General features: G+C 70.2%; 19 protein-coding genes and 1 tRNA gene. 9 read left to right on the forward strand and 11 right to left on the reverse strand.

Annotation, left to right across the window (positions count from 1 at the left end; all coding sequences use genetic code 11):
- Positions 1 to 13 precede the first annotated feature (13 nt).
- The 4 genes from LHU95_RS12050 (at position 14) to mutL (ending at position 6146) form a co-directional block, all read left to right on the forward strand.
- On the forward strand, positions 14 to 1372 hold the full coding sequence (locus LHU95_RS12050) for a pitrilysin family protein (RefSeq protein ID WP_248707205.1): 1359 nt from the start codon (positions 14 to 16) through the stop codon (positions 1370 to 1372).
- Between the two features lie 71 nt (positions 1373 to 1443).
- Positions 1444 to 2724, forward strand: a complete 1281-nt coding sequence (locus LHU95_RS12055) for a pitrilysin family protein (protein ID WP_248707206.1) — start codon at positions 1444 to 1446, stop codon at positions 2722 to 2724.
- A 31-nt stretch (positions 2725 to 2755) separates the two neighbouring features.
- Positions 2756 to 4381, forward strand: a complete 1626-nt coding sequence (gene pgi, locus LHU95_RS12060; RefSeq protein ID WP_248707207.1) for a glucose-6-phosphate isomerase — start codon at positions 2756 to 2758, stop codon at positions 4379 to 4381.
- A gap of 22 nt (positions 4382 to 4403) precedes the next feature.
- Entirely contained in the window at positions 4404 to 6146 is a 1743-nt protein-coding gene (gene mutL, locus LHU95_RS12065; protein ID WP_248707208.1) for a DNA mismatch repair endonuclease MutL, read from the forward strand.
- On the opposite strand, the gene LHU95_RS12070 is transcribed toward mutL, so the two are convergent.
- The 5 genes from LHU95_RS12070 to LHU95_RS12090 are packed head-to-tail and all read right to left on the reverse strand — an operon-like array spanning position 6095 to position 9941.
- Positions 6095 to 6715 (reverse strand): hypothetical protein, encoded by a 621-nt coding sequence (locus tag LHU95_RS12070; protein ID WP_248707209.1) that lies wholly within the window; start codon positions 6713 to 6715, stop codon positions 6095 to 6097. The two genes, mutL and LHU95_RS12070, sit on opposite strands and share 52 nt — an antisense overlap.
- Positions 6706 to 7779 (reverse strand): glycosyltransferase, encoded by a 1074-nt coding sequence (locus LHU95_RS12075; protein WP_248707210.1) that lies wholly within the window; start codon positions 7777 to 7779, stop codon positions 6706 to 6708. The genes LHU95_RS12070 and LHU95_RS12075 overlap by 10 nt, the downstream gene beginning before the upstream one ends.
- A 6-nt stretch (positions 7780 to 7785) precedes the next feature.
- Positions 7786 to 8331, reverse strand: coding sequence for a 16S rRNA (guanine(966)-N(2))-methyltransferase RsmD (rsmD, locus tag LHU95_RS12080; protein WP_248711547.1), 546 nt, complete (start codon positions 8329 to 8331; stop codon positions 7786 to 7788).
- A 51-nt stretch (positions 8332 to 8382) separates the two neighbouring features.
- Complete coding sequence (locus tag LHU95_RS12085) at positions 8383 to 9231, reverse strand: pseudouridine synthase (RefSeq protein WP_248707211.1); 849 nt, start codon at positions 9229 to 9231, stop codon at positions 8383 to 8385.
- Complete coding sequence (locus LHU95_RS12090) at positions 9228 to 9941, reverse strand: gamma-glutamyl-gamma-aminobutyrate hydrolase family protein (protein ID WP_248707212.1); 714 nt, start codon at positions 9939 to 9941, stop codon at positions 9228 to 9230. Before LHU95_RS12090 ends, LHU95_RS12085 begins: the two co-directional genes overlap by 4 nt.
- Positions 9942 to 10021: 80 nt before the next feature.
- Here LHU95_RS12090 and LHU95_RS12095 point away from each other — a divergent pair, with 80 nt between their 5' ends.
- Positions 10022 to 10462 (forward strand): nucleoside deaminase, encoded by a 441-nt coding sequence (locus tag LHU95_RS12095; RefSeq protein WP_248707213.1) that lies wholly within the window; start codon positions 10022 to 10024, stop codon positions 10460 to 10462.
- An 8-nt stretch (positions 10463 to 10470) separates the two neighbouring features.
- Here the strand turns inward: LHU95_RS12095 and LHU95_RS12100 are convergent, their stop codons facing one another.
- From LHU95_RS12100 to LHU95_RS12120, 5 genes are all read right to left on the reverse strand, one after another.
- Entirely contained in the window at positions 10471 to 11688 is a 1218-nt protein-coding gene (locus tag LHU95_RS12100; RefSeq protein ID WP_248707214.1) for a beta-ketoacyl synthase N-terminal-like domain-containing protein, read from the reverse strand.
- Positions 11685 to 12749, reverse strand: a complete 1065-nt coding sequence (locus LHU95_RS12105; RefSeq protein ID WP_248707215.1) for a beta-ketoacyl-ACP synthase — start codon at positions 12747 to 12749, stop codon at positions 11685 to 11687. Before LHU95_RS12105 ends, LHU95_RS12100 begins: the two co-directional genes overlap by 4 nt.
- Positions 12749 to 13207 (reverse strand): 3-hydroxyacyl-ACP dehydratase FabZ family protein, encoded by a 459-nt coding sequence (locus tag LHU95_RS12110; protein WP_248707216.1) that lies wholly within the window; start codon positions 13205 to 13207, stop codon positions 12749 to 12751. Before LHU95_RS12110 ends, LHU95_RS12105 begins: the two co-directional genes overlap by 1 nt.
- A gap of 4 nt (positions 13208 to 13211) precedes the next feature.
- Positions 13212 to 13631: an acyl carrier protein gene (locus LHU95_RS12115; RefSeq protein WP_248707217.1), complete on the reverse strand. Its 420-nt coding sequence runs from the start codon at positions 13629 to 13631 to the stop codon at positions 13212 to 13214.
- Positions 13594 to 13680 (reverse strand) — tRNA-Leu (locus LHU95_RS12120). Before LHU95_RS12120 ends, LHU95_RS12115 begins: the two co-directional genes overlap by 38 nt.
- Before the next feature lie 196 nt (positions 13681 to 13876).
- Between LHU95_RS12120 and LHU95_RS12125 the strand changes: the two genes are divergently transcribed.
- The 3 genes from LHU95_RS12125 (at position 13877) to LHU95_RS12135 (ending at position 16727) form a co-directional block, all read left to right on the forward strand.
- Positions 13877 to 14641 (forward strand): response regulator, encoded by a 765-nt coding sequence (locus LHU95_RS12125; protein ID WP_248707218.1) that lies wholly within the window; start codon positions 13877 to 13879, stop codon positions 14639 to 14641.
- Positions 14638 to 15984 carry an ATP-binding protein gene (locus tag LHU95_RS12130; RefSeq protein WP_248707219.1) on the forward strand — a complete coding sequence of 449 codons (1347 nt, stop codon included), beginning with the start codon at positions 14638 to 14640 and terminating at the stop codon, positions 15982 to 15984. The genes LHU95_RS12125 and LHU95_RS12130 overlap by 4 nt, the downstream gene beginning before the upstream one ends.
- Before the next feature lie 104 nt (positions 15985 to 16088).
- Complete coding sequence (locus LHU95_RS12135) at positions 16089 to 16727, forward strand: MBL fold metallo-hydrolase (protein ID WP_248707220.1); 639 nt, start codon at positions 16089 to 16091, stop codon at positions 16725 to 16727.
- 137 nt (positions 16728 to 16864) lie between these two features.
- On the opposite strand, the gene hemN is transcribed toward LHU95_RS12135, so the two are convergent.
- Positions 16865 to 18211 carry an oxygen-independent coproporphyrinogen III oxidase gene (gene hemN, locus LHU95_RS12140; RefSeq protein ID WP_248707221.1) on the reverse strand — a complete coding sequence of 449 codons (1347 nt, stop codon included), beginning with the start codon at positions 18209 to 18211 and terminating at the stop codon, positions 16865 to 16867.
- A gap of 91 nt (positions 18212 to 18302) precedes the next feature.
- On the opposite strand from hemN, the gene hydA reads away from it, so the two are divergent.
- Positions 18303 to 19766 (forward strand): dihydropyrimidinase, encoded by a 1464-nt coding sequence (hydA, locus tag LHU95_RS12145; RefSeq protein ID WP_248707222.1) that lies wholly within the window; start codon positions 18303 to 18305, stop codon positions 19764 to 19766.
- The last annotated feature ends 25 nt before the right edge of the window (positions 19767 to 19791 follow it).

Genomic DNA, 19791 nt, shown 5'->3' on the forward strand with positions numbered 1-19791 from the left:
GTTCATGAAGTCCATGACCCGCCGAACCGCCCTCAAGGGCGCCGCCGCCGCGACCCTGGCCACGCCAGCCCTGGCGCAAAGCCAAAGCCCGGCACGCCGGGTGGACCAACCCCTGTTCGGTGCTTCGAGCTGGACGCTGGCCAATGGCCTGCGCGTGGTCCTGGCGGAAAATCGGCGAGCGCCGGTGGCCGCGCATTATCTGTATGTCTCGGCCGGCGCGGGGGAAGATCCGGCCGGCAAATCGGGCGTCGCGCATTTCCTGGAACACATGATGTTCAAGGGCAGCCCGCACATCCCCTCCGGCGCCTTCAGCAGGACCGTGGCGCGGGAGGGTGGGCAGGACAATGCCTTCACCAGCCGGGACGTCACCGCCTATTTCCAGATCGTGGAGGCGTCACGCCTGCCGCTGATGATGCGGATGGAGGCGGACCGCCTGGCCGCCCCCCTGATCCCCGAGGCTGAGACCGAATCTGAACGCAATGTCGTCCTTGAGGAACGCCGCCAGCGCACCGATGCCGTGCCGCGCGGCCGCTTCCGCGAAGCCTTCGACGCCGCCATGTGGGGCCCGCAGCATTGGCGCGGCCGCCCGCTGATCGGCTGGGAAGAGGAAATCCGTGCCATCACCCGGCAGGATATGGTGGATTTCCACACAGCCCACTACGCCTCCGCCAATTGCACGCTGATCGTGGCCGGTGACGTGCGCGAGGCTGATTTGCGCCGCTGGGCCGAGGAATTCTACGGCCCCGTCCCGGCGCGGCCCAAGCCCGCCCGCAGCCGCGCGGCCCCGCTGGCGACAGCGCCCGAGCCGCGGCTGATCACGCGGGACCCCGGCGTGCGCGAGGCGAGCTTCCTGCAATCCTTCGCCGCCCCCTCGGCCACCTGGGGCGAGGCCATGCAGTCCGATCCGCTGGAGGTGATGGTGCATGTGCTGGGCGGCGGCCCCGGCTCCCGCCTGCATCGCGCCCTGGTCGAGGCTGGCCACGCGGTCAGCGCCAATGCCGGCTATGACGGGGATGTGGTGGGCGTTGGCTCGCTGATGGTCGCGGTCACGCCGCGTCCGGGTGTCTCGCAGGAGCGCATCGAGGAAATCGTCGCGGCCACCATCGCGCGCCTGGTGCAGGAGGGCGCGACCGAGGAGGAAACCCGCCGGTCCATTCGCCAACAGACCGCAGGCGCGCTGCTGGCGCTGGATGGCCTGGGGGCCGCGCCGCGGATGCTGGGCGGGGCGCTGGCCATCGGCCTGCCGATCGAGGCGGTGGAGCAATGGCCGGCGCGGATGGCAGCGGTGACGCAGGCGCAGGTGAACGCCGCCGCGCGCCATGTGCTGGCCAGCCCCGCCATCGCGACCACGGCCTGGCTGCTGCCGGCCTGATGCGCGGCTTCGCCCTGCCATCCCGCGCACAGGGCCCCCTTCGTTTCGCCTTTTCCTGAAAGCTTCGCCTGATGTCAGAGACCCTGTTCGGCGTAACCCTGCCGCCCCGCCGCGGCTTCTCCGTGCCGATCCAGATCGTGGAGCAGGGCGGTGTCACGGCCTGGCTGGTCGAGGATCATTCCGTGCCGGTGGTCTCGCTCGCCTGGGCCTGGCCCGGCGGTGCCGCCAATGACCCCGTGGGGCGCGAGGGGCTGGCGAATTTCGCCGCCGCCATGCTGAGCGAGGGCGCTGGCGACCTGGACAATGTCGGCTTCGCCGATGCCATGCGCGATGCCGGGATCGGCCTCTCCTTCTCCGCGAATCGGGACAGTTTCGATGGCAGCTTCCGCGCCTTGTCGGATGCGCTGCCCGAGGCGGTGCGCCTCGCCAAGCTCGCCATGGCGCGGCCGCGGCTGGATGCGTCGGCCATCACGCGGGTTCGTGCGCGGGCCGTGCTGGGCGCCCGCCAGGCGCTGGAGACGCCCGCCGGCATTGCGCGCCGCGCCTTCTGGGAGGCGGCCTATCCGGGCTTTCCGGCCGGCCGGCTCCCGACGCCGGAGAGCCTGACCGCCATCACCGATGCCGAAATCCGCGCCTGCCTCGCTGCCCAGCTGCGCCAGGGGGGCGTCATGGTCGCGGCTTCGGGCGCCATCAATGCCGCGGCGCTGCGCGCTCTGATGAGCGAGCTTTTTGCCGATCTGCCAGCCGGCGCGCCGGCACCGACGCCGCCCTTGCCCACGCTGGCGGCCTTCGGCACCGTCCGGCGCGAAAAGGCCGCGCCGCAATCCACCCTGATGTTCGGCCAGGACGGGCTGATGCCGGCCGATCCGGGCTGGGAGGGGTTCCAGGTGGCGCTTCGCATCCTCGCCGGTGGCGGCTTCACCAGCCGCCTGATGCGCACCGTGCGCGAGGAGCGCGGCCTGACCTACGGCATCGGCGCGGGGCTTGATGTGCTGTTCGGGCGCGGCATCGTCATCGGCAACGTCGCCACCGAGAATGCCAAGGTGGGTGAAGTCTGGGGCCTGGTCCGCGCGGCCTGGGCAGAGATGGCGGCAGGCGGGCCGACGGCGGAGGAAGTGTCCGAAGCCGTGGCTTTCCTCGCCGGATCGCTGCCGCTGCAATTCACCGATAGCCGGCGCACGGCATCGCTGCTGCTGGGGCTGCGCCAGACCGGGCGCTCCCCGGAATGGCTGGCCGGGCGCCCGGCACGGCTCGCGGCGCTGGATCGTGCCGCCGTCACGGCCGTGGCGCAGCGCATTTTGCGCCCTGACGGGCTGGTTCTGGCAGTGGCCGGCGAACCGCAAGGGCTGTAAACACTCAGTCTCCGACGGGGACGACCAAGGCATGAGCGCTGATCAACTGCAAGCGGCATGGGCCGGCCTCGCGGCCTTGGCCACAGCGCCCGATGCCGCCGCCATCCGCCCGCTTTTCGCGCATGATCCTGACCGCTTCGCCCGCTTCCATGCGCGCGGGGCGGGGCTGCTGCTGGATATCTCCAAGACCGCGATTTCCGATGAGGTGCGCGCCTGCCTGCTGGGCCTCGCCCGCGCCGCCGATGTCGCCGGCCGGCGGGACATGATGGCCAGCGCCGGCATGGTCAATGTGACCGAACGCCGCGCTGCCCTGCACATGGCGCTGCGCGGCGCATTGCCTGGCGCCGCTGCCGAATCGGCCGATGCGGCGGCGACGCTCGAAGCGATGCGCGTCTTTACCGAGGCGGTGCATCGCGGCGAGATCCGCGGCGCGACCAACCAGCGCTTCGACACGGTGCTGAATATCGGCATCGGCGGCAGCGATCTCGGGCCCGTCATGGTCGGCCGGGCCTTGTGGCGCGCGGGCGACCCCATGCGCCCCATCCATCTGGGCAATGTGGATGGGCATGGCTGGGAGACGGTGCTGCCGCAGCTCGATGCGCGGCGCACCCTGGTGCTGGTCGCCTCCAAGACCTTCACCACGCAGGAGACCATGGCCAATGCGCATCTGGTCAAGCGTTGGATGGAGGCCAGTGTCGGCAAGCTTGGGGCCGCGGCGCATTTCGTGGCGCTGTCCACCAATCTGAAGGCCACGGCCGAATTCGGCATCGCGCCGGACCGGGTCTTTCCCTTTCGGGATTGGGTGGGCGGGCGGTTTTCGCTGTGGTCGGCCATCGGGCTCTCGCTCGCGCTATCGCTGGGGTGGGAGCGTTTCCAGGAATTGCTGGATGGTGCCGCCGCGATGGACCGCCACTTCCTGGAAGCGCCGCTGGAACAGAACCTGCCCGTGCTGCTGGCCCTGACCGAGGCTTGGCATGTGAATGGCCTCGGCCTCGATCGCCGTGCCGTGCTGCCCTATGATGAGCGCTTGCGCCGCTTGCCGGCGCATCTCCAGCAACTGGAGATGGAGAGCCTGGGCAAGCGCGTGCGCCTTGATGGCACGCCCGTCAGCCACGCGACCGGCCCGGTGGTCTTTGGCGAGCCTGGCACCTCGGCGCAGCACAGCTTCATGCAGTTGGTGCACCAGGGGCCCAAGCCGGTCCCGGTGGATTTCATCCTGGTGGCCAGGCCCGATCACACCCACGCCGAAAACCACCGCATCCTGCTGGCGCATGGCCTCGCCCAGGCCGAAGCCCTGCTCACCGGGCGTGACGCGGCGGGCGTGCAGGCGGATATGCGCGCGGCCGGCGCCGATGAGGCGACCATTGCGCGCCTGTTGCCGCATCGCATTTTCCCGGGCGACCGGCCCTCGGTCACCATCGTGCTGCCCAAGCTCGACCCAGGCTCCCTGGGCGCGCTGATCGCCCTCTACGAGCACAAGGTGTTCGTGCTCGGCGCCCTCTGGGACATCAATCCGTTTGACCAGTGGGGCGTGGAACTGGGCAAGGTGCTGGCAGCACCGCTGCTGCATGAATTGGCCGCGGGCGCCGCCGGTGACACGCATGACAGCTCCACCACGGGTCTCCTGGCCGAGGTGCTGAAACTCCAAGCGGGCTGAGTTTTCCGCTATCCTCGCCGGGATGCTGATTCGCCTCCTCCCCGAGACCACCGCCAATCGCATCGCCGCTGGCGAGGTGGTCGAGCGTCCGGCTGCCGTGGTGAAGGAACTGGTCGAGAACGCCCTGGATGCCGGGGCCCGGCAAATCCGCGTCACGCTGGAGCAGGGCGGCATCGGGCGCGTGCTGGTCGAGGATGACGGCGCGGGCATGGCGCCCGAGGACCTGGCCCTGGCGGTGGAACGCCACGCCACCTCCAAGCTGCCGGAGGAGGCGATGCTCTTTGCCATCGGCACGCTGGGCTTCCGGGGAGAGGCGCTGCCCTCGATCGGCGCGGTGGCGCGGCTTTCGATCACCTCCCGCCCGCGTGAGGGCGCCGCGCACCGCATCACCGTCGAGGGCGGCCGCAAATCCGAGGTGCAGCCTGCCTCCGGCGCCATGGGCACGCGGGTCGAGGTGAATGACCTGTTCTTCGCCACCCCGGCCCGGCGCAAATTCCTGCGCAACCCGCGCAGCGAGGGCGATGCGGCGATCGAGGCCCTGCGCCGCCTCGCTTTGGCCTGGCCCGAGGTGGGTTTCGAGGCGACGCTGGATGGCCGGGCCATGCTGCATCTTGCCCCCGCCACGCGTGAGGCCCGCATTCGGGATCTGCTGGGCGAGGATTTCGCTGCTGCGGCCCTGCCGGTCTCGGGCGGTGCGCCCGGCGTGCTGGAGATCAGCGGCCTCGCCGGCGGCCCGGCCTTCACCCGGGCCACGGCGATGGAGCAGCATCTGGTGGTCAATCGGCGCCCCGTGCGGGACCCCTTGCTGCGCGCCGCACTGCGGGTTGCCTATCGCGAGGTGATGGTGCCAGGCCGGCATCCCGTGGCGGCCCTGTTCCTGGAATTGCCGCCCAGCGAGGTGGATGTGAATGTCCATCCGATGAAGACGGAACTGCGCTTCCGCGATGCCAATGGCGTGCGCGGTTCCGTGATTTCCGCGCTGCGGCGCGCGCTGGGCCATGGCGTGGGGCAGGCGGATTCAGGGGGGCACACCACGCTGGGTTACGCCGGCCCCGCACGGCTCGGTTTCCCCACGCCGTCGCGCCCGGCCTATGGCCCGATGCCGCGGGGCTTTGCCGAGGCCGCGCTGCCGTTGGGGTTCTCCGCGCCCACGCCGCTCGCGCCCCCGCAAGCGCCGGTTTCCGCCGATCACCCGCTGGGCCGGGCGCTCGCGCAGGTGCTGGAGACCTATATCCTCGCCGAGGCGCCGGATGGCGCGCTGATCCTGGTGGATCAGCATGCGGCGCATGAGCGCCTCACGCATGAGCGCCTGGCCGAGGAAATGCTCGCGGGCGGAGTTCGTTCGCAGCCCTTGCTGATCCCGGCCGTGGTGGAGCTGCCGCGCGCCGCGCAACTGGCCGAGGCGGCGCCGGAATTGGCCCGGCTCGGCCTGGAGCTGGAGGGCTTTGGCCCGGGTGCCGTGATCGTACGCGCACTGCCTGCGCTGCTGGGCACGCCAGACCCCGGGCCCTTGCTGCATGACCTGGCCGAGGAATTGGCCGAGAGCGGGGAGGGGGTGGCGCTGGCGCTGCGGCTCGATGCCGCCATCGCCCGGCTGGCCTGCCATGGCAGCATCCGCGCCGGGCGCCGCCTCACCCCCGCCGAGATGGACGCGCTGCTGCGCGCCATGGAGCGCACGCCGCGCGCGGCCACCTGCAGCCATGGCCGGCCGACCTATCTGCGCTTCGGCGCATCCGAATTCGCAAGGCTGTTCGGCCGGAGCTGAACCGCTTCCCAGACCACCTCGCAATCGCTGCCGGCGGTCAGGGTCAGGGTCAGCCCGGCCAGATCAGCGGCGGGCAGGCTGCCCCGCAGCACGGCCAGGACGGGCCGCACAGGGCCAGGCAGGGCCAAGGGCGGCAGGGTGACGCGGCCCCACTCGCCAGCCTTCAGGCGCAGGCAGGGGCGCGCGGGGCCACCGGCCAGGGCCAGCAATGCGCCATCTCCCAGGATGCGGGCCTGGCGCCAATGCGCCTCCGGGATCAGGCCCTCATCATGCCAGACCCGGCAGGCGGGATGTTCCGGGCCTTCGCCCAGGCCGCCGGAGAGGCGCAGGGGCGGGCCTTCGGCATGCAGCGTCAGCACCCGCCCGGGCAGCGCCAGCACCACCCAGCCGTCAGCCGGTGCCTCCAGCCTCGCTACCCCCGCATCCGTCGCCACCACAATCGCCGATGCAGCAGCGGGGGCGGGCAGGTGCAGCCCCAGCAGCCGCCCCTCCGGCAAGGCCAGCGGCCGCGGCGCGCTGTCGAGCCAGAGCGCGGTCTGCCCCGGGCGGCGCTGGAAAATCAGTTGCATGATGCGGCGGCGAGCAGCCAGGCGGTGCGGCGGAGCATCGCCGCCTCGTCCCAGGCGGCGGCGATCTCGGCGGCGCGCTGGCGGCGGGCATGGGTGCCGGCGGTATCCCGCAGGCTCTCTGCGAAAGCCGCGGCGATGTCCAGCGGATCGCGGTGGATGATGCGCGCCATGGCAGCGCCATCGGGCCAGGCTTCGAGCGCCTGGCGTGTCGCCAGGATCGGGCAGCCGGCCCTTGCCGCCTCGAGCACCGAAAGCGGGCAACCCTCATGCTCCGAAGCAAGCAGGAAGCCATCGGCCGCGGCGAGCAGGGCCGGCACCTGATCCGTCTGGCCCAGGAGATGCAGGCCAGGGGTGCCGTGCAATTCCCCCCGCAAGGGACCATCACCCGCCAGGACCAGCTGCGTCGGCGCGATGCCGGCGGCGATCTGGCGGGCCAGATGCGCGCCCTTGCGATGATCCAGCCGGCCGATCTGCACCAGCAGCCTGACCCCCGCCGGCAGGCCGAACCGCCCAGGGTCCGCAGCCAGCCTGGGCAAGGGGGGCAAGCCATTGGGAATCGCCGCGACGCGCTGTGGCGGCAGGCCGAACAACGCTTCCAGCCGCCGCGCCGAGGCATCGGAGACAGCGGCCCAGCTCGCCTGGATTCGCGGCAAGGCGGCGCGCTCGGCCTGGGCCAATTCCCAGTCCTGCCGCACCAGATGCGCGACGGCCAGGGCCGGGATGCCGGCTTCCGTCAGGGCCAGCAAGGCGCCAAAGGCCTCGGTCGGCAGCGGGCAGCAGACCAGCGCGGCATCCGGCCGCCAGGGCTTGAACAGCGGCTGAAGCGCGCTGGCCTGGTAGCGATGGGCGGCCTCGGGCGAGAGGCCTTCGGGCGGGCGGAGCGAGGCAGCAAGGGGCAGCGCCGGTCCAAGCGCTGCGCCGGCCAGCACCTGGGGCTCCGCCGCGATGGCGACCTCAGCACCCATGGCGGCGAAGCCGCGTGCGATTTGCAGGGTTTGCGCCTCGGCGCCGCCCAGGACGGGCGAGGGGATGATGACCAGGATGCGCTCCGGGTGGCCGCGCATCCTGGCCTAGGCCTGCAGGATCAGCAGACGCGCCTTGCCATGGGTGCGGTCATCAAGGGGGGTGAAGCGCGTCTCGGGCCGCTCATCGCGCAGGCCAAGCTCGGTGCAGAGCAACGCGCCCGGCGCGATCCAACCGGCCTGGTCCAGCGCGGCCAGGGCCGGGGCCAGCAGGCCCGCGCCATAGGGCGGGTCCAGGAAGATCAGCGTGGCGGGTGCGATCGGGCGCGGCGGCTTGGTGGCATCGCCGGCAATGACCTGAGCCTGCGCCCGGCAATTGGCAATATTGGCGCGGAGTGCGGCCAGCGCCGCGCGGTCCTTCTCGATGAAGGTGGCGCGGACGGCCCCGCGCGACAGCGCCTCCAGCCCCAGGGCACCCGTACCGGCGAAAGCGTCCAGCACGGCCGCGCCGTCCACCACCTCGCGCCCGCCCCAAGGGGCATGCCAGAGCATGTCGAACAGCGCCTGCCGCGCGCGGTCCGAGGTGGGGCGGACGGCCTCGCCCTCGGGGGCGATCAGCTTCTTGCCCTTCCAGGCGCCCGAGATCACGCGCATGCGCATGGCCCTGTTGCGCAGCGGCGGGCGAGGCTGGCGCGCGGCACTATCTCAGCGCCGCCGCGTGGGGGCGGCGAGGCCAAGCTGCTCGCGCAGCACCTTCGGATTCACCTCATCCACGCCGCCGCGCTCCAGCGTGCCGAGCTGGAAGGGGCCGTAGGACACGCGCAGCAGGCGCGATACCTCAAGTCCGAGATAGGAGAGCACGCGGCGGATCTCCCGATTCTTGCCCTCCTGCAGGGCGACGGTCAGCCAGGCATTGTCGCCCTTGCGGCTATCCACGCCGGCCTCGATCGGCGCATAGCGCACACCGTCAATCGTGACGCCCTGCGCGAGGGCCGCGAGGGCCCGCGGGTCAAGATCGCCAAACACCCGCACGCGATAGCGCCGCACCCAGGCATTGGCCGGTAATTCCAGCCGGCGGGAGAGTGCGCCATCATTGGTCAGCAGCAGCAGCCCCTCACTGTTGAGGTCGAGCCGACCCACGGAAATCAGCCGGGGCAGGCCTTCAGGCAGCCGCTCGAACACGGTGGGGCGGCCTTCCGGGTCACGGTGGGTGGTGACGAGGCCCGCTGGCTTGTGGAAGCGGAAAAGCCGCGTGCGCTCGGGCTCGTTCACCGCCTGGCCATCCACCGTGACGATGTCCTGCGGCTGGACGAAGGTGGCGGGCTGCGTCACCAGCTTGCCGTCCAGCTTGACCCGCCCCTCCGCGATGATCTTTTCGGCATCGCGCCGGCTGGCAACGCCGGCGCGAGCCAGCCATTTGGCGATGCGCTCACCGCGCTCGGCCGTGGCGTCAGCATCCGCACCCGGCCTTGCGTCTTGCGGGATGGCCGCGGCACTGCCCGGCTCATCGCGCCGCGGCGGCCTGGGCTTGCGGGCATGGGCGGGCGCGTTCATCGGCAAGCCTCCACGAAGGCGCGCAGGATCCGCGCATCGGCCAGATCCACGCCATATTCCGGGTGCCATTGCACGCCGAGCGCGAAGCGGTGCGCGGGCGCCTCGATCCCCTCGATCAGCCCATCGGGCGCGGTGGCGTTCACCACCAGCGCGCCACTGACGGATTTCACCGCCTGGTGATGCGCCGAATTCACGGCCATGCGCGTGGCGCCGGTGATGCGCGCCAGCAGCGTGCCGGGGCTGATCACCACCTCATGCCCGGGTTCGGTGCGCGGATTGGGCTGTTCGTGGGGAATGTCGCTCGGGTGCTCATCGGGGATGTGCTGGATCAGCGTGGCGCCGAGGGCGACGGCGAGCAACTGCTGGCCGCCGCAAATGCCCAGCACCGGCTGGTCCTTGGCCAGGGCGCGGCGCGTTGCCGCCAGCTCGAAATCCGTGCGGCCAGGCTTCAGCGTGACCTTGGGATGCGGCGCACCGCCACCCCAGAGCGCAGGGTCCACATCAAAGGCGCCGCCCGTCACCAGGAGGCCATCCACCGCATCGAGATACTCGGCCGCGAGTTCGGGCGCATGCGGCAAGCCCACGGGCAAGCCGCCCGCCGCGGTCACGGCGGCGAAGTAATTCTGCCGCAGGGCGTACCAGGGGAGCTTGGACCAGCCTCCCGCTGGCTCGGCATCCAGCGTCAATCCGATCACGGGGCGTTTCTTCATCGGGTGTGTGAAGCAGCGCGGCGCGGGCATAGCAAGATGTCGTTTGCGTGAAGCGGCCCGCCTCGGGCAGAAGCGGGGCGATGACACCAATGGAGATCGCGCTGGAAGAGGCCCGCGCCGCGGCGGAGCGCGGCGAAGTGCCGGTCGGTGCCGTGGTGACCGATGCGCGTGGCACAGTGCTGTCCCGCGCCGGCAACCGGGTGGAGGAGCAGCGCGACCCCTCCGCCCATGCCGAGATGCTGGCCTTGCGCGCCGCCGCATCGGCGCGCGGCGAAAAGCACCTGGCCGATGCGACGCTGTGGGTAACGCTGGAGCCTTGCGCCATGTGCGCGCAGGGCGCCTCGCTCTTCCGTGTCGCGCGTGTGGTCTTTGGCGCCTATGATCCCAAAAGCGGCGGCGTGGAGCATGGCGCGCGCGTCTTCGCCCACCCGCAATGCCACCACGCACCCGAGGTTGTGGGCGGCCTGCGTGAGAGTGATGCGGCGCTGCTGCTGCGGGAATTCTTCACCGCGCGGCGATAGGCGTCGCGTCAGGCAGCCCCCAGCACCACCGCGACATTCTGCCCGCCAAAGCCAAAGCTGTTGGAGAGTGCCGCGCGGAACGCATGCGGCCGGGCCACGGGGATGGTGTCCACGCCAAGTTCGGGGTCCACATCATCCTGGTTGATCGTGGGCGGCAGGATCTGGTGGCGCAGCGCCAGAAGGCAGATCGCCGCCTCGATCGCACCCGCCGCCGAGAGGGTGTGGCCGATCATGGATTTCGTGGAACCGACCGGCGGAGGCGCATCGCCAAACAGGGCGCGCACCGCCATGGCTTCCATCTTGTCATTCTCGGGCGTCGAGGTGCCATGCGCGTTGACGTAGCCGATCTCGGCCGGGCTCAGCCCTGCATCGTCCAGTGCGCGCTGCATGCAGCGGATGATGGCCGAGCCATCGGGGGTGGAGCGCGTGCGATGGAAGGTATCGGCCGCCTCGCCCGCCCCCAGCACATAGCCGAGGATCGTGGCGCCGCGCGCCCGGGCATGCGCCTCATCCTCCAGGATCAGCGCCCCCGCGCCATCGGCCATCACGAAACCATCGCGCGTCAGGCTGAAGGGGCGGGAGGCGGCTTCGGGCGCGTCATTGCGGGTGGAGAGGGCCTGCAACAGCCCGAAACGGATCAGCGTTTCCGGTTGCAGGCTGGCTTCGGCGCCGGCGGCAATCGCCATCTTGGTCTCGCCGCGCCGGATCGCTTCCAGGGCGAGCTGGATGGCCGAAGCGCCCGAGGCGCAGGCGGTGGTGACGGTCTGCGGCACGCCCTTGGTGCCGAAGCGCTCGGCGATGCGCGTCGAGGCGCCGCCAAAGAGGAATTCCTCGTAAAGCGTTGTGACACCGGTGGTCTTCTCGATCAGCTCGGCATAGGTCGCGGCGCCGAAGCGGCCGCGCTCCGGCCATTCGATCTCGACCGGCGGCATGCCGATGCACAGCGGGCCATCAAACGGCGCGGACAGCCCCGCTTGGCCGAGCGCTTCGGCGATGGCGGCCTCACCCAGAAGCTGCGCGCGGACCGCGACCGAGAGGGGCACGCCTGGCTGATCGCCCGGCAGGTCCACGCAGCCCGCGATGGTGGCGCGCATGCCCGTCACGTCAAAGCGCGTGATGCGGCGAATGCCCGATCGGCCGGCGGCGAGAGCGGCCCAATTGCCCTCGGCGCCGAAGCCCAGGGCCGTGACCATGCCAATGCCGGTGACGGCGATGCGCGGGTTCATAGCGGGGCCTCCAGCAGCGCCACAGCCTCGCCCCGCCATTGCCCCGCGCCGGTGACCAGCACCTGGCGCGCACGGCCCGACTGGATGGCCAGCGTGGCCAAGGCAAGGGCCGCCGGGAAAGCGGCTTCGGTCGAATGGCCCAGGAGATCGGCCGCGAAAATTTCGGGGGGCGTGGGCAGGGCCGCCAGTTCGGCGCGCGTTGCATCCGCCGCACCGCTGGCGGCCGAGATCACGAGGCAGTCGGGCGCGCGCGCCGGTGTTGCGGCCAGCAGCGCAGCGAAGCGGCTGGCACGCCCCTCGGGCGGGCCCTGATCGGTCGCGATATGGCGCAGAATGGCGAGTGGCTTGGCAGCGCCCGCAGGCCCCAGCGTCAAGAAAGCACCAACGCTGCCGAACACGATGCCCTGCCGCGCCGCAACCGGCGCCCAGGGGCCGCTGTGCAGCATGCCGCCCATGGCGAACAACAGGAGGATTTCCGGCCGCTCGGCGATGAAGGCGCCACCGGCCAGGCTCAACTCCGATGTGCCCGTCGCAACCCGCGCGGCGGCGATGCGCAGCGCCTCGGCTCCCGCAATCTCCTCGCCGAGCAAGGTGCGGGAGGACCCGGCGACATTGTGGACGATGGAAATGGAGCCAGCCATCAGGTTGGAAAGCTGCGCCAGGAACAGCGTGGGGCGCAGGCCATCCATCAGCATGCGGTGGCGTTCGATCTCGGCCGGATGGGCGGACATGATCTGCTCATCCAGCTTCCAGTCACGCTCACCGCCGCCGGCCGCGACGATCAGGTCCATGGCGGCCACGCGGTCCCGCAGCCCGCCATCGTCAATGGCCAGGCCGGCGGCATAGACGCCCAGGCGCTGCCAGTTCTCCATCTGCCGCATCTCGCGCCGCGGGATCGCCGCATCGAAGGGCAGGGGGGCCAGGGGATGGACGGCGTAGGGCGCAAAGCGCGCCTCATCGAGGACCGGGGCGGCACCACCCAGCAGGGCGGTGTGCACGGCGCGGCCCTCGCCGTGAGAGGAAGCGAGGCCAATTCCGGTGATGGCGACGGGGCGAAGCATCAGGCAAGACCAATCACGGTGGCGCGGGCGCGGACGGCCGCCTCAAGCTCGGGGGCGGGGAAGGCCATGGTGCGCAGGGTCAGCTCGGCCTCGGCAGCGCGGGTCGTGCTCTCGGCCGCGATCGCTGCCAAGGTCCCGCGCAGCACGGCATAGCCGGAGCCGTCATGGATGAGTTCGGCCGTGACGGTCAGCGTGGCTCCCGGCTTGACCATGCCGCGCAGCTTTGCCTCACCCACCTTGGCCAGCAGGGCCATGCGGGTGAAGCCGCTGCGCGTGACCATCAGCCAGCCGCAGGCCTGCGCCATGGCTTCGATCATCAGCACGCCGGGCAGCAGGGGGAAGCCCGGGAAATGGCCTTCGAACACCGGGCTCGTCTCCGGCACGCGCGCCTGGGCGGTCAGGTGCGTGTCGTCATGGGACAGCACCTGGTCAATCATCTCGAAATATTCGAGGCGCAAGGAGCTAGGCCTGTTTCGCCGCGACCAGCTCATCAATGCGCTGGCAAAGCGCGCCCAGCACGAAGAACTGCTCGGCCGGCGCCTTGCCGCTGTTCACCTGCTCGGTCCAGGCCTCGACAGGGACCTTCACGCCAAAGCGCTTGTCGATCTCGAAGACGATGTCGAGGAAGTCCAGGCTGTCAATGCCGAGGTCGTTGATGACATGGGCCTGGGGCGTGATCTTCGCCCGGTCCACGCTCGCGGTCTCCGCGATGATGTCGGCAATGGTCTGGAAGGTCTGTTCAGGCGCGGCCGAGGTCATGGCGGCGGACTCCGTGGGGATGATGAATTGCGACGGGGTTTGGCGCGGATGGGCCGGGCTGTCCAGCCATTCGCTGGCGGGCAGGTGGTGCGGGCGGTCGGAATCGAACCGACACTCTGTCACCAGAACCGGATTTTGAGTCCGGCGCGTCTACCAGTTCCACCACGCCCGCAACGCCGGACCCTCCTACACGGCGGGGGCGCGGGCTTCAACACCCCCGGCCTTCCCGCGGCAGGTGAAGTACGCGCAGTTTGCCGGGCGGCCCTGTGGTTGGTCCTGCCTTGACCCGGCGCCGCGGCGGAGGATTGCGACAGCCTTGGTTACAATTCACCACGGACCGATACCGGGGCGGCTGTTACAATCCTCGCATGGAACCCGCCCCGCATATCCTTGTCCTCGATGATGACCGTGAAATTCGCGAGCTCCTCGGCAAATTCCTTGAAAAGCAGGGGCTGCGCGTCACCCTGGCACGCGATGCGCGGGAGCTGCGCAAGGTCTGGCCGCTCGCGCGGTACAGCCTGGTGGTGCTGGACCTGATGCTGCCGGGGGAATCCGGCCTCGATGTCGCGCGCTGGCTGCGTGGGCAGTCCAACATCCCCATCGTCATGCTGACCGCGATGGGCGAGGAGACGGACCGCATCGTCGGCCTCGAACTCGGCGCCGACGACTACATGGCCAAGCCCTTCAACCCGCGCGAACTCCTGGCTCGCATCCGGGCCGTGTTGCGCCGCGCCCAGGGCGCCGAGGCCCTGGCCACGAATAGCGAGGAAGCCAGCGCCAGCATCCGCTTCGCCGGCTGGGTGCTGGAACCCGCCCGCCGCCGCCTGATGAATCCCCAAGGGGCGGAAGTGCCGCTGACCGGCGGCGAATACGAACTCCTTACCACCTTGCTGGAACGCCCCAACCGCGTGCTGACACGCGACATGCTGATGGACCTGCTGCACAACCGCCAGCCTGGCCCCTTTGACCGCGCGATTGACGTCGCGGTTTCGCGCCTGCGCCGGAAGCTGGAGGATGACGGCCGCAACCCCTCCGTCATCAAGACGGTGCGCGGCGGCGGCTATGTTCTCTCGACGACCGTGGACAGGGGCGCCGTGGATCGGGGCGCGGCAGAGCGCGGCGCCGGCGAATGAAGCGCCTTTGGCCGGGCAGCCTGGCCGGGCGGACGGCGCTTGTTCTCATCCTGGGGCTGATGGGCGTGCAGGCGGTGGGCCTGACCATCCACGCCTTTGACCGCGTGGAATTGCAGCGCGCAGCCGAAGCGCGGGAGACGGCGCTGCGCAGCTACGCCCTGTGGCGCGCACTGGTGACGGCCCCGCCCGAACGCCGCCCGCAGATCCTCGCCGAGGCCGATCTGCCGGCAACGCTGGTCGCGACCTATGACGCGGTTTCGACCCTGCCGCCTGGCCTGCCGCATGTGCCGCCGCCACTCTCGCGCTGGTTCCGGCTGGATGGCGCGGCCGGCCCGCCCGTGCCGCCACCGCCGCCCCGGCGGTTCCGGCCCGCGGAAGTGCAGTCCGGCGCGCTCAGCCGCAGCAGCTTCGCGGTTTCGATGCGCTTTCCGGACCAGGGGTGGCTCAACCTCACCATCAGCACGCCGGCCCTCCGACCCTGGCATTCCGACAACTTCCTGGTGGCCTTCCTGGCCATGTCACTGGCCGCGGCCCTGATGACCTGGTGGGCGGTGCGCCGGCTGACCCGGCCCGTGACCGATCTGGCGGCGGCGGCAGAGCGCCTCGGCCGGGGCGTGAATGCACCCCCGCTGCCCGAAAACGGCCCGCGCGAGGTGGCGACGGCGGCGGCCGCCTTCAACACCATGGCCAGCAATATCCGCCGCTTCGTGGCGGACCGCACCCAGATGCTGGCCGCGATCAGCCATGACCTGCGCACGCCCATCACGCGCCTCAGGCTGCGGGCTGAATTCCTGGATGATGACGAACAGCGCGCCAAGATGCTGGCCGATCTGGCCGAGATGGAGGCGATGATCGCCGCCACGCTGACCTTCGCGCGCGATGACGCGGCCAATGAACCGGCGGGCGCCGTGGACCTCGCCAGCCTGGCGCGCACCGTGCTGGATGAGGCGGTGGATGCCAATCCCGAACTGGCGCCCGCCATCACCTTCGACGGGCCGGAGCATCTGGTGCTGCAATTGCGGCCCGTTGCGATGAAGCGGGCGCTCACCAACCTCGTCGGCAATGCGCTGAAATACGGGGACGCGGCGCGGTTGAAACTGGAGCAGCGCGACCGTGGCGCCGTGCTGATCCTGGATGATGACGGCCCCGGCATTCCCGAATCCGCCCAGGAGGCCGTGTTCCAGCCCTTCCACCGCGTCGAGGGCAGCCGCAATCGGGAGACGGGCGGCACGGGCCTTGGGCTCACCATCGCGCGCAGCATCCTGCGCGCGCATGGTGGCGAGGTGACGCTCAGCAACCGGGATGGTGGCGGGCTGAGGGTGGTGGCTAGGCTGCCCGGGTAGATGCTTGGCGAGGCTGCCCGGATGAATGCTTGGCGAGGCTGCCCGGGTGAACTATCGGCAAGCCTGGCCGGATGATAGAAACCGGCTCCGCACGGAGCCCGCAAATGCCCCTCAAGGCCACCATCATCCCCGTCACCCCCTTCCAGCAGAATTGCGTCCTCGTCTGGGACGATGTGACGATGGAAGGCACGGTGATCGATCCCGGCGGCGATGTCGGGAAGATCCTGGCCACGATCAAGGCGCAGGGCGTCACCCTCACGCAGATCCTGCTGACGCATGGCCATATTGACCATGCCGGCGGCGCCGACGAATTGCGCGAGAAGACGGGCATCACCGTCACCGGCCCGCACCGGGCGGATGCCATCCTGCTGGACCACCTGGAGCAGCAGGGCCGCGCCTACGACATCCAGGGCGCGCGCAACCTGGTGCCCGACCAGTGGCTGGATGAGGGCGCCAGCATCAACATTGCTGGCGAAGATTTCGCCGTGCTGCATTGCCCTGGCCATTCGCCTGGCAGCCTGGTTTATGTCAGCGAGAAGCTGCGCGTCGCCTTTGTGGGGGATGTGCTGTTTCAGGGCTCGATTGGCCGGACCGATTTTCCCTATGGCGACCATGCAGCGCTGATTGACGCCATCGTGACCAAGCTCTTGCCGCTGGGCGATGACATCGCCTTTGTCTGTGGCCACGGGCCCGGCTCGGATTTCGGGACGGAGCGTCGCAGCAACCCGTTCCTGCGGGGTTAGTGCCTCACCGCCTCTGACGCGAAGCTTCGCGGATTTCAGTGGTGCCGGGTGCTCGCTCAGGTGACGGAGGTGGAGGAACCTGAGGTTCCTGCCGGGGCGCTCGTGGGGCCAGCCCCTCGATAGAATTCTTGTCCCGGCTACACCGCAACGCTGTGTCGCCCCTTGCCCGCACCCAGATAGGCATCGAAGCAGGCGGCCACATGCCGCAAGAAGGGCCGCGCCTCCTCGGGCACGGTCAGCCAGGCGCCGCTGAGGCGCACCAGCCCTTGCGCTTCCAGCACCTCCAGCCCCGGACGGGCGGTGGCGAGGATGCCAGGCGCCAACGCATCCAGATCGAGCGCCAGATCGCACATGACCCGCTCGATGGCGGCGCGGCGGGCGATGTCCTCCGCCGTCAGCGTAAGGCCGCGCGCGATGGGCAGGCGGCCGGCTTCCACCGCCGCGACATAGCCGCGCTCATCGGGCAGGTTCTGCGCATAGCCCTCCGGCGTGGCACCGATCGAGGACGCGCCGAGACCGAGCAGGTAGTTCGCCTGGTCCGTCGTGTAGCCCTGGAAGTTGCGGCGCAGCTTGCCATCCGCGCAGGCACGCGCCATCGAATCCTGCGGTCGCGCGAAATGATCGAGGCCGATGCTCAGATAGCCGGCCGTGCGCAGCGCCTGCGTGGCGGCTTCCGCCTGTTCCAGCCGGTCTTGCGCGGCGGGCAGTTCCTCCACGCGGATCGCCTTTTGCGACGGCTTCATCCAGGGCACATGGGCGTAGCCAAAGACAGCGACGCGCTCGGCGCCCAGTTCAGCCGCGAGGCGCGCCGTGGCCCGCACATGCGCGGCAGTCTGGCCCGGGAGGCCGTACATCATGTCGAGGTTGATGCTGCGGATTCCGGTCCGTCGCAGCCGGTCAACCGCTTCGCGCAGCATGGCCTCCGGCTGGATTCGGCCCATGCGGGCCTGCACCTCGGCATTGGCATCCTGCAGACCGAGCGAGGCGCGGGTGAAGCCGGCCGTGGCCAGCGCATCCACCGCATCCTGCGTCAGCGTGCGTGGATCGAGCTCAACCGAAAGCTCGGCCTCCGGAGCGAAGGGGAACAGGGCGCGCAGCCGGCCCATCAGCCGCGTCAGCCGCGCGCCGCCCAGCGCACTCGGCGTGCCGCCGCCCAGGTGCAGCTGCTGAACCAGGCCATCGGCTGGCAAGGCGCGGGCCAGCGTCTCGGCCTCCCGTTCGAGTGCTGCCGCGTAGCGGGCGATTCGTGCCTCGTTGCGGGTGACCGAGGTGTGGCAGCCGCAATACCAGCACAGCTCATGGCAGAAGGGGATGTGCGCATAGAGCGAGAGTGCGGCGCCCGCCGGCATGCGCCCCAGCCAGCTGCGGTAGAGGCCCTCCTCCATCGGCCCGAAATGCGGCGCGGTCGGATAGCTTGTGTAGCGTGGCAGATTGGCGGTGAGCGAGACCGGTGGGGTACGGGCAGGGCGGGTCAGCGTTTCCATGCCGCAAGCGTGGTCCGCACCGGCCGCCCCTGTCCTTGCGCCGCATCAATCCCTCGCGCCATGCTGGGACGGCAGAATGGGAATGGCGGGCATGGCGGAATACGATCTGGTGGTGCGTGGCGGCGCGGTGGCGACGGGCTTTGGCACCACGCGCTGCGATATCGGCGTGCGCACCGGGCGCATCGTGGCGCTGGCGGAAAAGCTGGATTCTACCGGCCCCAGCGTTTCGGCCGATGGCCTGCTGGTGCTGCCTGGCGGCGTGGACAGCCATTGCCATATCGAAGAGCCCTCGCCATCCGGCGTGAATGAGGAGAGCTTCGAAAGCGGCAGCCGGGCGGCCTTTGCCGGTGGCACCACTTCGGTCGTTTGCTTCGTGCCGCAATGGAAGGGCGGCGGCGTGCTGGAGCGCTTCGCCGACAGCTCGGCCCGCGCGGCCAAGGGCATGGTGGATTACGCCTTCCACCAGATCATCAGCGACGCGACCGAGCAGGTGCTGGAGCGGGAAATCCCCGAACTGGTGGCGCGCGGCGTGCGCAGCCTGAAGGTCTTCCTGACCTATGAGCCGCTGCATCTGAGCGATGCCGAATACCTGAAGGTGCTGGTCACGGCGCGCAAGCATGGCTGCCTGGTCACAGTGCATTGCGAGAACTACGCCGCAATCAACTGGCGCACCGAAGCCTTGCTGGCCGCCGGCATGACCGCGCCGAAATACCACGCCTGGTCCCGCCCGCCCGTGGTGGAGCGCGAGGCCACCCACCGCGCCATCGCGCTGGCCGAGCTGGTGGACCAGCCCATCCAGGTGTTTCACGTCAGCTGCGCCGAAGCGGCCGAGGAAATCGCCCGCGCCCAGACCCGCGGCGTGAAGGTCTGGGGTGAGACCTGCCCGCAATACATCGCGCTGACCGCCGACCAGATGGATCAACCCATGGATAAAGAGGGGGGTTTCGAGGGCGCCAAATTCATGTGCAGCCCCGCGCCGCGCGATACGGCCGAGCATGCGCGCATCTGGGACATGATCCGCCGTGGGGTGCTGGACGTCGTCTCCTCCGACCATTGCGCCTTCAGCTTCGGGGGCGAGAGGGGCAAGGGACAGAACGGCCGCGATGCGAGCTTCCGCGACATCCCGAACGGCATTCCGGGCCTGGCCGCCCGCCTGCCCATCCTGTTCAGCGAGGGTGTCTCCAAGGGCCGGATCACCCTGGATGATTTCGTGCGCCTGACCGCGACCAATCCGGCCCGGCTGATGGGCCTCGCCCCCCGCAAGGGCAGCATTTCCATCGGCGCCGATGCGGACCTGGTGCTCTGGGACCCCAAGGCGAAGCGCACCATCACCAATGCGCTGATGCAGCACGCCATTGACTACACGCCCTATGAGGGGATGGAGGTGACGGGCTGGCCGGTCATGACCATCCGCCGGGGCGAGGTGGTGATGCGCGACGGCGTGGTGCAGGCCGAGCCCGGCACGGCGCAATATCTGCCGCGCGGGCCGTATGACATGATCAAGCCGCGCGGGGTGCTCGCGAATGGGTTCGACGCGGCGCCGGTGCTGGGCTGAGCGGCCGGTTCACGCGGTGGGAAGC

It is taken from the genome of Sediminicoccus sp. KRV36, from assembly GCF_023243115.1.
Taxonomy (GTDB): Bacteria; Pseudomonadota; Alphaproteobacteria; order Acetobacterales; family Acetobacteraceae; genus Roseococcus.